Annotated in this window: 14 protein-coding genes and 1 pseudogene; 11 read left to right on the top strand and 4 right to left on the bottom strand. The window is 33.1% G+C overall.

The genetic code is table 11. From position 1 onward, the window contains the following. The first annotated feature begins 26 nt into the window (after positions 1 to 26). On the top strand, positions 27 to 506 hold the full coding sequence (locus DMB65_RS09440; RefSeq protein ID WP_110306402.1) for a hypothetical protein: 480 nt from the start codon (positions 27 to 29) through the stop codon (positions 504 to 506). Positions 507 to 951: 445 nt separating this feature from the next. Further along, the gene (locus DMB65_RS09435; RefSeq protein ID WP_110306401.1) at positions 952 to 1,998 is read left to right on the top strand and encodes a tyrosine-type recombinase/integrase; all 1,047 of its coding nucleotides are present in this window, start codon (positions 952 to 954) and stop codon (positions 1,996 to 1,998) included. Between the two features lie 174 nt (positions 1,999 to 2,172). Here DMB65_RS09435 and DMB65_RS09430 read toward each other — a convergent pair whose 3' ends face one another. Both DMB65_RS09430 and DMB65_RS09425 read right to left on the bottom strand, forming a co-directional pair. Then, complete coding sequence (locus tag DMB65_RS09430) at positions 2,173 to 2,463, bottom strand: type II toxin-antitoxin system RelE/ParE family toxin (protein WP_110306400.1); 291 nt, start codon at positions 2,461 to 2,463, stop codon at positions 2,173 to 2,175. Beyond that, positions 2,463 to 2,708 (bottom strand): hypothetical protein, encoded by a 246-nt coding sequence (locus DMB65_RS09425; protein ID WP_110306399.1) that lies wholly within the window; start codon positions 2,706 to 2,708, stop codon positions 2,463 to 2,465. Before DMB65_RS09425 ends, DMB65_RS09430 begins: the two co-directional genes overlap by 1 nt. 158 nt (positions 2,709 to 2,866) lie before the next feature. Between DMB65_RS09425 and DMB65_RS09420 the strand changes: the two genes are divergently transcribed. Further along, a complete protein-coding gene (locus DMB65_RS09420) occupies positions 2,867 to 3,214 on the top strand; it encodes a helix-turn-helix domain-containing protein (protein WP_110306398.1) in 348 nt (115 codons plus the stop codon). A 227-nt stretch (positions 3,215 to 3,441) separates the two neighbouring features. Here the strand turns inward: DMB65_RS09420 and DMB65_RS09415 are convergent, their stop codons facing one another. Together DMB65_RS09415 and DMB65_RS09410 are read right to left on the bottom strand one after the other, a co-directional pair. Further along, positions 3,442 to 3,774 carry a hypothetical protein gene (locus tag DMB65_RS09415; protein ID WP_110306397.1) on the bottom strand — a complete coding sequence of 111 codons (333 nt, stop codon included), beginning with the start codon at positions 3,772 to 3,774 and terminating at the stop codon, positions 3,442 to 3,444. A 2-nt stretch (positions 3,775 to 3,776) separates the two neighbouring features. Then, positions 3,777 to 4,838: pseudogene (locus DMB65_RS09410) on the bottom strand (hypothetical protein); the annotation flags it as partial. A gap of 270 nt (positions 4,839 to 5,108) precedes the next feature. Between DMB65_RS09410 and DMB65_RS09405 the strand changes: the two are divergent. The 8 genes from DMB65_RS09405 to DMB65_RS09370 all read left to right on the top strand — a co-directional run bounded on the left by DMB65_RS09405 (position 5,109) and on the right by DMB65_RS09370 (position 11,469). Next, positions 5,109 to 5,939, top strand: a complete 831-nt coding sequence (locus DMB65_RS09405; protein WP_110306395.1) for a toxin-antitoxin system YwqK family antitoxin — start codon at positions 5,109 to 5,111, stop codon at positions 5,937 to 5,939. Next, positions 5,939 to 7,150: a hypothetical protein gene (locus DMB65_RS09400; RefSeq protein ID WP_110306394.1), complete on the top strand. Its 1,212-nt coding sequence runs from the start codon at positions 5,939 to 5,941 to the stop codon at positions 7,148 to 7,150. The genes DMB65_RS09405 and DMB65_RS09400 overlap by 1 nt, the downstream gene beginning before the upstream one ends. Next, complete coding sequence (locus DMB65_RS09395) at positions 7,125 to 7,469, top strand: hypothetical protein (RefSeq protein ID WP_110306393.1); 345 nt, start codon at positions 7,125 to 7,127, stop codon at positions 7,467 to 7,469. The genes DMB65_RS09400 and DMB65_RS09395 overlap by 26 nt, the downstream gene beginning before the upstream one ends. Next, positions 7,450 to 7,950, top strand: coding sequence for a PulJ/GspJ family protein (locus DMB65_RS09390; protein ID WP_110306392.1), 501 nt, complete (start codon positions 7,450 to 7,452; stop codon positions 7,948 to 7,950). Before DMB65_RS09395 ends, DMB65_RS09390 begins: the two co-directional genes overlap by 20 nt. After that, positions 7,950 to 9,071 carry a type II secretion system F family protein gene (locus DMB65_RS09385; protein WP_110306391.1) on the top strand — a complete coding sequence of 374 codons (1,122 nt, stop codon included), beginning with the start codon at positions 7,950 to 7,952 and terminating at the stop codon, positions 9,069 to 9,071. The genes DMB65_RS09390 and DMB65_RS09385 overlap by 1 nt, the downstream gene beginning before the upstream one ends. A gap of 73 nt (positions 9,072 to 9,144) precedes the next feature. Continuing rightward, entirely contained in the window at positions 9,145 to 9,579 is a 435-nt protein-coding gene (locus DMB65_RS09380) for a type IV pilin protein (protein WP_165834905.1), read from the top strand. A 214-nt stretch (positions 9,580 to 9,793) separates the two neighbouring features. Next, positions 9,794 to 10,063, top strand: coding sequence for a hypothetical protein (locus DMB65_RS09375; RefSeq protein WP_123955308.1), 270 nt, complete (start codon positions 9,794 to 9,796; stop codon positions 10,061 to 10,063). Next, positions 10,063 to 11,469, top strand: a complete 1,407-nt coding sequence (locus tag DMB65_RS09370; RefSeq protein WP_110306389.1) for a GspE/PulE family protein — start codon at positions 10,063 to 10,065, stop codon at positions 11,467 to 11,469. The genes DMB65_RS09375 and DMB65_RS09370 overlap by 1 nt, the downstream gene beginning before the upstream one ends. Positions 11,470 to 11,471 lie beyond the last annotated feature (2 nt).

The following is an 11,471-nucleotide window of genomic DNA, read 5'->3' as shown; positions in this document are numbered from 1 at the left end:
TATTTTAAACTTGATGAATTATAATTATGAAAAAAGTATTAATTATTTTGCTTTTTTGTTTTCCAAGTATTGCTTTACCTTGTTCATGTATTGGTAAGAGTAAATTAAAAATAGAGATTGAAAAATCTAATATTATATTTTCTGGAAAAATACTATCTAAAAGAATATTTTCTATTAAAATTGAATATGTTCCTGAAGAATTTTCTCCTAAAAAAGTAGAATATACAGTTCTATTAACGAAGAAATATAAAGGAAAGATATTAAATGATACTTTAAGAATTGTTACAGGAATAGGTAATGGAGATTGTGGTTATAATTTTTTAATTGATCACACCTATATCATTTATGGAGTATATTCAGAGAAATATTTCGAAGGCGGAGAAAAAGTTAATCAATTTATTGAAACTGATATTTGCTCAAGGACAAGGCTTTATGAAGGCTTAGAGGAAAAGAAAATAATAAAATATTTAAAAAAACACCCCTCAGCTGGTTCGAGCATTAGGTAATACAGTTGCTGTCGCGATGCCCCAGGCTGGCGCGAGCAGAAATAAGTTCAAAGGCTAGTGCGAGCATCTTGCTCGTACCCAGCTCACCCCACTGGCGCTCGTTTGTTCGTTATTCTGGTCCCCAACTGGCGCTCGTTTGTACGTTATTCTGGTGCTCGATTGCATCGAGTACCTACTTAAATTAGAAGGCAAAAGATAGCGTTTGCAACGCGGGTAATTAACCAAAAAAGCAACACCCCACTGGCGCTCGTTTGTCCGGGTTCTCTGGTGACCCGAACGTCCTTGATATGTCACGCAACGATAGCGCAGAAATGTTTTCTGTGCCCGCAACGATAAGACACAAAGTATTAAAACTACGACCCTGAAAAAGTTGTAGTTTTTTTTATTTACAACCGAACCATTTTCAACTCTCAACTAAAATTGTATTTTTGGCAAAAACCAAAACATGAAAAAACCGAGTCCAATAATACCCTTATTCAATCAATTCATTAAAGAAACTGAAACAGGGAAACGACTCAAAAAGAACGGGGAAAAAATAAAACCAGACTCCATTCAAAACTATAAATATGTATTGAATAATTTGATCCGGTTTTCGAGTGAAACTAAATTTGAGCTCCGCATCTGCGATGCTTCTAAATTGGATAAACGCGAACTAAAATCTGAGAAAAGTTACTGGAAAAAATTCTATCAAAAGTTTACAGAATTCTTATACAAAAAAGGCTGTCATGATAACTATGTAGGTGCTAATATCAAAGTGATTCGGGTATTTTTTAATTATCTCAAAAACGATAAAGATTTACATACAGGCGATTTTCAGCGGTTGTTTTATGTACGAAAAGAAGAAATCGAAATCTTTGTACTCTCACCGGAGCAGCTAAAATTTTTAATACACGACAAAGAGTTTGAACAAAAGCTGATACCAAGTTACAAACGAATTAAAGATATTTTTGTTTTTGGATGCACTACTGGTTTACGTTACTCTGATATTTTTTTATTAACCAATAAAAACTTCGAAAAAATAGAGGGTGAATGGTACTTAAAACTCAAATCCAAGAAAACCAAAACGTTTAGTTTTATCAAATTATCAGCTTATGCCGTGACTATTTTTCAGCGATATACCACAACTAATAACAAAGCGACGTTGTTTGGAAACACCAGTTTATTCAATTTCAATAAAAGCTTAAAGCAAATAGGAGAACTTGCCGGTTTTACAACTCCCATAGAAGTTTCAAGGGAAAAGCAAGGAAAAACCCAACGGATCACTAAAAAAACAGACGCATCAAAAAACAGATTTTGCGATAAAATGAGTTCTCACATGATGCGTCGAACCGCTATTACCACATTATTAATTTTAGGAATGCCGGAACATTTAGTTCGCAAAATTAGCGGACACAGTCATGCCAGTACTTCTTTTAATCGTTATGTGCATTATGCACAAGCGTATATGGATAAGGAAATTGAAAAAGTTCATAGTAAGCTGGAGAGTTATTAAAATAAAAAACTACAACTTTTTAGGGTTATAATTTTAATACTTTTGTGTCTTATCGTTGCGGGCACGGAAAGCATTTCCGCCTATCGTTGTGTTGACATATCAGCACCATCTGGAATGTTTCTTTTGGAACTTGATTTTTAAACATGAAAAAAGGAACATTTCTGCTCCTTGATTTTATTCTTTTTGTTTATTCGGATTTTGCCTAGTATCAAAAATTCTTGCGATAAATACAGTTTCATTTTCCTCAATGTAAAGTAATTTATAATGTCTTACGATGATTCTTCTAAATTTAGGTTGTATCTCATCTTGTTGGTATTGTTCTGCAAAATGGAGTTCTTTAGTGGCTTGCAGTATTTCATCTTTTATGGCTTTTGCACCCTGAAGGGATTTTACTTTGTAATTTTCATAAATCGCTTTTAACTGTGCTCTGGCGGTATTTGTCCAAACCTTTTTTAATTCGCCCATTACCAGTTATTTGATTCTTTTTCTAAATCTTCCTGAGAGGTATATTCGCCTCTTTTTATTTCTGCTTTTGCTTCTTGAAGTTCTTCTTTGTAGGTCGTTCTGGTTAATGGTTCTCCATCAATTGTATAAGCCACAATATCATTTTCCTGATAACTTTCTATAACTGCCTTAACGACTTTTAAAAGACGCTCGTCAGCTGTTTTTATATATTCTAAAATACTATCTCTCAATTCTAAAGCTCCCATAATCGTATTTTTTTTTAATATTACAAAGGTAATTATTTTGTTCCATATTTTTATTTTTAGTTTATCGGATGAAAACCATTGGGTACGAGTGGAACACTCGCACTAGCCGTTGAACTTATTGCTGCTCGCGAGACATGTTGTGGGCACGAGCCTGAGGCATCGCGCCAGCCTGGGATACGTTTGGCAAAAGATTAACCGAATGCAGAAAAGCAAAAAACCTTTCGCAAAAAGAACTGGCAGAAGCTTTTGTTACTTCTCATACTACAATCGGTAAGTACGAACGTGATGAGATGATACCCAGTATTGATGCTGCTAAAAAATTAGCCAACATATTAAATACTTCCGTAGGGTATCTTTTGGGAGAAAACCAACAAAGTGATTTATTCAAAGACCCTTTAATGTTGAAGAGATTTCAGGATATTGCAACACTCCCTGAAAAAGACAGAGAATGTTTACTTACTACAGTGGATCATTTTATAAAGTCTGCTAAAATAAGTTTGATGTAATAAAAGCAAAAAAGCAACTCATTTACGAGTTGCTTTTTTTGCTAATTACCCGCGTTGCAAACGCTACCTTTTGTCTTCTAATTTAAGTAGGTACTCGATGCAATCGAGCACCAGAGAACTCGGACAAACGAGCGCCAGTGGGATGAACATTTACTGCTCATCCTTTACTAAATCACTTTCAATTATCATTCTTTTTCAATACGTTATAAATATAAAATCTTATATCACTAACTCTGAAACACTACCCCATCTGGTTGACTAGATTTTAAAAATAATTTAAATTCTTTAATCAATATTTCATATGCATTCTTTTCATTATTATTTGCACTTATTCTTAAAATGTATTCTGTCCAAAATAATGAAGTTTTCCTATTTCTATTATTTAGCCATTCAGAAAAAATATTATTGATAGAAGTTGAATGAATATCATCAATACAAGTTAAATAGCCAAACAAGTAAGAGGACAATTCCGGATAATTAGGATTTACAAAAAACATTTTGGGTTTCAGTTCAATCTCATTAATAATTCTATTTAATATTCTTAAAATATTTTCTTCCATAATTATTTAAAAATTAAATCACTACCGTATTCAAATAATTCTTTATATCTATCGATATGCATTCCACTAGGTCCTGTCATTCTATCATAAACCATATTGTCTTTGAATACAGCTTTATGGTAATACCATCCCGAAATTGTTTCTTCACCATACTTTACTGGTCCTAACTGCATTCCTCTTGGATTTGATACTGTTAAAATATCCCCTCCTATCATTTTTTGAATTTTTAAAGCATCCGCATCACAACTAGCAATTTCAATTTCTTTCGCTGTAAGTATTTTTTTCCAAGGCCATCTCGTTGTAAATCCTTTTGAGGCAGCTCCAAGTGATTTAGGTATTACATTAGGGGTACGCATTAACTTTAAAACTCTTCCGAGCATTAGTGCATTTGCTTGTTCACCAATAAATTTACCAGTAAAAGCTTCTCTTGAGTTATAAGCTGCATATCTATATGCACCATTATCTGCATGACAAGATGCACAACCATACCATCTGAGACCATCTGACCCTTCTCTGTCCAAAGTACCCATATCACTTGGATACATGAACTTAAATTCAGGATTATCTTCTCCAATTGTATTGACAACAAGAGTATTAGAAGCTACTTGATTATATAATCTTCCATTTTCTACCCATTGATTATTATAACCACGCTGTACGGCTGCTAATGACGCTTGCATATTGGAAAACTTTTTCTCGAAAGAAACGGGTTTTCCTTTTACTACTACTTCTTCCAAGTTAACGGTTGCTCCATTATTTGCACCAGCTCTAGCACTTGTATAAGGGCCATAGACCGTACCTCCGCCATTAAGTGTCTGAGCTTCTAATCCTTCTAATTCAACTGCATCCATAACCCTATTTTCACTAAAAGCGTAAGGTGAATTGTGTGGATACTTAGGCGCTAAAGGATCAACGGCAAAAAACCTTCCCACCCTAGGATCGTGCATCCTGTATGTATAGTTAAGCGAATTCCCTTCACCTTTCAGCTCATTATCCATTTCCTGCCCCTGGAAGCCATAACGATACGATTCAGACTTCCCATGTCGCGAAGGTACTAGCATTCCAAAAGGATAGTAATCTAATACAAGCTTACCTCAATAAATAAAAGAACTTGCGTGTCATTTTAAAAGCTTCAAAATTGCAGTTTTTAGCAATTTTTGGCATTTCAAAGTTAGTAAAACAGGAGAAATAAAAGCCTTTTTTTCAGTTTCAAAATTGTTTTTTTTCTTCTATGTGCTTAATGAAATATTAGTCCTATCAAACGTACAAATTATTTTTGCAAGCTAATAAAAAAAAACTATCTTGCCTCGCTTATAAAAAACGCTCACTGTACTTTGAAAACAACTACTATTCAACGCTTTATATTCTTATTTTTAACCTTTACCTTAGTTTCTTTTGCTGATCCTTATACCCTAAAAAGAATCTCTGACAAAGATTTCAGATATGAATTTTATACAACAGATAAAAAAATAGCCCCAAAGCTCGACAAAACCTATTATTGGTTCAAAGGCGGGCTTATACATGAAGCACAGGGAGGTTTTGCCGGGGTTTTGCTTCATGACAAATTTATAAAAATGTACCACAGCAATCAGCTGGCTGAGCAAGGGCAGTTTAAAGAAGGGCTTCGTATTGGTTTATGGAAAACCTGGTACCCTAATGGGGCATTGGCTACTACCCTAACATATTACAAAGGTTTACGCCACGGAAAATATTTCAGATATAATGAAAATGGTACATTAGTAGAGAACGGAAGATTCAGTTCGAACCTTAAAACCGGAAAATGGACCAATACAGAGACAAAAGAAATAACAACCTACAAAAAGGGCGTAATCGTTAAACAAAAAGAAATTTTTACCAAATCTGAAAAATACCGAATCAAACGGGAAAATGCCAAATTAGAAAAAGCGAAGGAAACACAAAAAGAATTAGAAGCTACATCAGATGCTGCTAAACTGGAAAACTATAAAGCCCTGGAAAAAGAAGAAAAAGCGTTAGAAAAAGAGAGGGTTAAAAAAGAAAAAGAAGCTGCAGCCGCTGCTAAAAAAGCAGAAAGAGAAGCTAAAAAGCGGGCTAAGGAACAAGCCAGGAATGCGCCTAAAAAAGATTCTAAAGTAACTATCTTCTTCAACAATCTTTTCAAAAAGAAAGATAAAGCTCCTAAATAATGGTTAAGGCTCATAGTTTGTTATACGCCATTTATATTTGCCTGATTGTTTCTATTATTTGCGGAGCACTGTTGTATTTCTCAAATTTATACAATCAGCTTAATTTGTATTATAACCTGCAGGAAGAACTTTATATTCAGAACCAATCGGTTTTAAACTTTGCTTTGGGAAACAAAACGATTCCAACAGAGATTGAAAAAGACGAAAACTCAGGAATCGAAGGCAGCTACGAAACAAAAACATACGGTTTACTGTCTTTAATTTTAGCCAAATCCTATGTTTCAACCGACACGGTTTCATCTGTACATTTTGTTGGTGCACAAAATACAGATAAAAATGCCATTTATCTGACCAACTTATCAAAATCACTCTATTACTCCGGAAAAGTAAAACTGATAGGAAATAATCAGCTTCCAAGTCCTTTTATCGAAACCTCTTATATCAACAACAACCTCAATCAGCTTGTTGTAAAAGGAGAAAAGAGTATTTCAGAACCTTTTTTACCCGAAATAAATACTAATTTCAAAAAAATATTTCAAGGGATAAAATCTGAAAAAATAAAACTGTCTGAGATAGAAAAATCAAATGATTCTTTGTACTACAACTCTTTTTTTAACAACACCAAAGAAATTCAGGTAAAATCGACTTTAGGAAATATCATCATCAAAGGTAATTTCATTTTACGGTCTGAAGATTCTATCCGGGTTAAAAAAAATGCAGTCCTGGAAGATGTCATTTTAATGGCCCCAAAAATAACTTTTGAAGAGGGTTTTAAAGGAACCGTTCAGGCATTTGCAACCAAAGGCATTGAATTGGAAGAAAAAGTCACTTTACACTATCCATCGGTAATTTGCGTATATAATGAAAGTATTGAAGAATCTAAAATAAAAATAAAAAAAGAATGTCAGATTACCGGTGCTGTTGTTCTGTTTGGCAGCACAACCGAGATGATTGATAAAAATTCAATCGAAATAGAGGAAGACGGGCTTGTGTTTGGAGATTTATATTGCAGCGGAAAACTAATGCTCAGAAGCAATGTTTACGGTTCAGTTTATACGAATCGGTTTTTTCTGAAAACCAGTTCTTCATCATACGAAAATCTGATCAGCGATATTGAAATCAATACCGAAAAACGTCCTGATTATTATATTTCGATTCCATTGTTTAACACTCAAAAGACAACGTATGGTGTTATCAAAAAAGTATTATAACCTGAGCGCCAATTCCATATTAGAATCGGTTATTGCACTGACTATTATCTCTATATGCCTGTATTTTGCTGTGATGATTTTTGCATCGGTTTATACCCCAAAAACTTCAGCTAAATTTTACAGCACTCAAAATAAAGTTAACGAGCTTTTTTATTTATCACAATTAAAAAGCGATTCCTTATCTAACGAAAGTGAAGATGAAAATCTTTTGATAGAAGAAGAAAACATTAGTACTGAACTTAAAAAGATTTCGATTGACTATAAGGACAGTACACAATTCAGGTTTCAAAAAAGCTTTTATGTTCAGATCCGTCCGTGATAATTCAAAATCTCTTCCCGCATTTTCTATTATTGAAGCGGTTGTTGGTATGGCCATAACGGCTATTATTATGGGCATTTTGTTTGTTATTTTTTCGATTGTTACCGGAAGAATGCTGGACTTTAAAAACCAAAATCAATTGGTAAATGATCTGAACAGACTAACGTATAGCCTAAATAAAGATATTTTTGAACAGGAAAAAATGACGGTTTCTGAAAGTGAACTACAGTTTAACGGATATGCCGGAGAAAGGGTTTCTTATCAGTTTTCTGACGATTATATCCTGAGAAACAGTGAAACTTTTATTGATACATTCCGCATCAAACTGAACAGAATGATAATGGATACGGTAAAAAGCAAATCGGAACAATTTGTTTTTCAAAAAATAAAATTAAATATCGAATCTAACGAAAAGGAAATGGATTTACGATTTTATAAGAGAGTGTATCCTAATGAATTATTACAAGCAATTAAAAAATAATGAGTTTTGATTTAACGACATACAAAGCACCTAAAGCCGAAAAGAAAGATTTCAGGATTGAAACCGGTTCTTTTCAGTTCTCTAAAAAACTTTCTGATAAAAAAAAGGAGATTTTCTACAGGGAGCTGGGCATGCTTTTGCGATCCGGTGTTGATTTCAAAAAAGCATTAGAGATTCTAAGCAATCAGTCAAATAATAAATTTGAGAAAGAGCTTATTCTTCAAATTAAGGAAAAAGTAGTCGAAGGAAGAAGTATTTACGAATCAATGCTTGAAACCAATCAGTTTTCACCTTATGAATATTACAGTATTCAGATTGGTGAGGAAACCCGGAAATTAGAAGAAGTTTTGGGTGAATTGCAAAAATATTTTAACCGAAAAATCCAGATGAAAAGGCAAATCATATCGGTCATGACTTATCCAACAATTGTGATGCTGGTTACGGTTCTGGTTCTTTATTTCATGCTCAATAAAGTAGTTCCGATGTTTAGTTCGGTCTTTAAACAATTTGGAAGCGAACTGCCGAAAAGCACTCAGATTATCCTGAAGATATCAAATCATTCAGGACTCATTTTTTCTATTTTAATTGGTATTATAGTGGGTTTGATCGCAATTCATATGTTATCTAAAGACAAAGATAATTACAGGTCGTTTACCACAAATATGGTTTTAAAAATTCCATACTTTGGAAACCTGATTCGAAAAATTTATATTTCACGTTTTTGTCAGGCCATGAATTTGTTGATCACTTCAAAAACAACCCTGATCAATTCGCTAACCTTAACAGCAAAAATGATTGGTTTTTATCCGATTGAAATCGCTATAGACCAAATAAAAGAAGACATTACAAGAGGAGCTTCCTTAAATGAAAGCTTAAAAAAACATACTGTATTCGAAAACAAAATGGTTTCAATGGTAGAAGTTGCTGAACAGGTGAACCAGCTTGAAACTATGTTTGAGAGACTGACAGAACAATATAATGAAGAAATAAGCCATCAGACAAAAATGATTGGAGTGATTCTGGAGCCCATGATTATTATCGTAATTGGAGCAATCGTAGGCGTTATTATGGTATCTATGTATGCCCCAATGTTTGACTTAAGTAAAATTATAAATAAATAGCAGATATTTCAATTCAATTTGTATTTTTGCGACCTATTGATTAACAGATTTTAACACAAAAAAAAGCACATTAATGTTAAAAAAAATTAGAACATATCAAAAACTAAATAAAACCCTAAAGGTTAAAGCATACTCGTTAACTGAGATTTTAATTGTATTGTGCATCATTGGCATTTTATTACTGATGGTATTACCAAATCAAACCTCTGTAATTGGGCAGGCTAAAGCTATTGAAGCTCAGGCAATGCTTAATCAGGTTTACGGACTGGAAAAAAGTTATTTTTACAGACATTCAAAATATTCAGGCAGTTTAGAAGAAATTGGATTTGAACAGGAAAAAACGGTTGAAGAAGGCGGTCAGGCTGTTTATAAAATCGAAATATTAGAAGCCTCTAATGACTCCTTTTCTGCAAGAGCTACTGCTACATCTGATTTAGATGGTGATGGCAGTTTTAATACATGGGAAATTGACAGTAAAAAAATATTAACGGAAGTAACAAAAGAATAAATTGAAAGTAGCCCCGATAATTTTGTTGCTTTGTTTGGTATTTATTTTTTTTCAGGATCTAAAATACAGAAGAATCCATGTCATTTTACCTTTTATAATCTTTAGTATATCCTTTCTTGTAGTTCCTTTAAAAAAATATGATCTAGTAGAAATATTACTTTTAAATACAGGTTTCTTCTTTATCACTTTAGGCATATTAACACTTTATATGAGTTTGAAAACGAAAAAATTCCTGAACCCGTTTGAAAATTATTTTGGATTGGGTGATTTGTTATTCTATATAGCCATAACTCCACTATTTTTATTGAAAAATTATATTTTATATTTTATTTTATCCATGTTATTTGCGATTTTAATGCAATTGGGATTAAAAAAGTTTATTAAAGAAGAAACTGTTCCGTTAGCAGGATTTTCAGCATTATTTTTATTCATTATACTGTTGAAAGACAACTTTATTGATTTTCAAAAAATCACTTTATTATAATGACACAAGAAATCAAAATTCTTCCTGAAATCCAACATACTGTTTCTAATGATTTAGCAAACCAGTACCGCGTTTTGCCTAAAGCATTATTTGAAAACAATTTGGAATTATATGTTGATGCTTCTAATAATAGCGAAGATGCCAAGGAGGAATTAGAATTATTTTTAGGAAAAAACATTGTTTTTCATCCCATAAATGCAGCCGAAATAGAAAAAGCATTGTCTATATATTATCGAAAGGAAAGAGCGTTAAGTTCGAACAAATCCTTAAATGTAGATAAGGGCGATTTTCTTGAAAACCTGCTTACCGAAGCAAAATCTTTAAAATGTAGCGATATTCATTTTGAAGTTTATGAAGATTCATCCCGAATTCGTTTCAGGATTGATGGACAACTGATTGAACGTTATAAAATAGAACGGGATAATTATCTTGAACTAGTCAATAAGGTCAAAATAAAAGCTAAATTAAATATTACCGAAAAAAGGCTTCCGCAAGACGGAAGAATTACCAATGAATCATTTGATATCAGGGTTTCTATTTTGCCAACATTATTTGGAGAAAAAATAGTAATGCGTCTTTTGGGGCAGGATGCTTCAAATATAGACCTGAGCACTTTAGGACTTCAAAAAGAAGAATTAGAAAGCTATCTTGAAGCGGTAAAAAAACCAAACGGAATCATTTTGATAAGCGGTCCAACCGGTTCAGGAAAAACCACTACACTTTATGCAACTTTACGATTACTCAATGACAGCCGAAGAAATATTGTAACCGTTGAAGATCCTATTGAATACACTTTAAAAGGAATTAATCAGGTACAGCTCAAGGAAGATATTGGTCTAACGTTTTCTTCTGCTTTAAAGTCATTTTTACGTCAGGATCCTGATGTAATCATGTTGGGAGAAATTCGTGACTCAGAAACTGCTCTTATGGCAATACGTGCTTCATTGACAGGACATTTGGTCTTGTCAACTATTCACACTAATTCAGCAATAGGAACAATATCAAGGCTAATTGATATGGGGGTTCCCTCCTACTTAATTGCCGAAACCTTAAATTTATCTGTTGCCCAGCGACTTGTTCGAAAACTTTGTGAAAATTGTAAAAAACAAACGCCAATCAATCCTAAAGACTTTCCGATGAATTTTAAATTTCCCTACGAAATTTCATCCTATTACAAACCGGTGGGTTGTAATCAATGTTTTCATACAGGCTATAAAGGGAGAACAGCAATTTATGAAATATTAAATATTGACAACAAAATTGCCGAAGCAATCAAAAATAACACGATTACCAAATTATATAGTAATGACAAGAGCTATAAATCTCTGCCCGAAAAAGCATTTGAGATTTTAGCAATCGGAGAAACTTCTCTGGAAGAAATATATTCAATTTTAATAAACATATAAAT

Origin of the sequence: Flavobacterium cheongpyeongense, assembly GCF_003202435.1 — a bacterium.
GTDB lineage: Bacteria > Bacteroidota > Bacteroidia > Flavobacteriales > Flavobacteriaceae > Flavobacterium > Flavobacterium cheongpyeongense.
Note: the sequence above shows the minus strand (reverse complement) of the source record. Positions and strands in the feature narration are given on the sequence as shown.

Bases quoted from the DNA above. Each gene is read 5' to 3' on its own strand.
- DMB65_RS09380 (WP_165834905.1), top strand. From the start codon at position 9,145: ATGTTAAAAAAAATTAGAACATATCAAAAACTAAATAAAACCCTAAAG.
- DMB65_RS09395 (WP_110306393.1), top strand. From the start codon at position 7,125: ATGGTGTTATCAAAAAAGTATTATAACCTGAGCGCCAATTCCATATTA.
- DMB65_RS09430 (WP_110306400.1), bottom strand. From the start codon at position 2,463: ATGGGCGAATTAAAAAAGGTTTGGACAAATACCGCCAGAGCACAGTTA.
- DMB65_RS09390 (WP_110306392.1), top strand. From the start codon at position 7,450: ATGTTCAGATCCGTCCGTGATAATTCAAAATCTCTTCCCGCATTTTCT.
- DMB65_RS09370 (WP_110306389.1), top strand. From the start codon at position 10,063: ATGACACAAGAAATCAAAATTCTTCCTGAAATCCAACATACTGTTTCT.
- DMB65_RS09415 (WP_110306397.1), bottom strand. From the start codon at position 3,774: ATGGAAGAAAATATTTTAAGAATATTAAATAGAATTATTAATGAGATT.
- DMB65_RS09400 (WP_110306394.1), top strand. From the start codon at position 5,939: ATGGTTAAGGCTCATAGTTTGTTATACGCCATTTATATTTGCCTGATT.
- DMB65_RS09385 (WP_110306391.1), top strand. From the start codon at position 7,950: ATGAGTTTTGATTTAACGACATACAAAGCACCTAAAGCCGAAAAGAAA.
- DMB65_RS09425 (WP_110306399.1), bottom strand. From the start codon at position 2,708: ATGGGAGCTTTAGAATTGAGAGATAGTATTTTAGAATATATAAAAACA.
- DMB65_RS09435 (WP_110306401.1), top strand. From the start codon at position 952: ATGAAAAAACCGAGTCCAATAATACCCTTATTCAATCAATTCATTAAA.
- DMB65_RS09440 (WP_110306402.1), top strand. From the start codon at position 27: ATGAAAAAAGTATTAATTATTTTGCTTTTTTGTTTTCCAAGTATTGCT.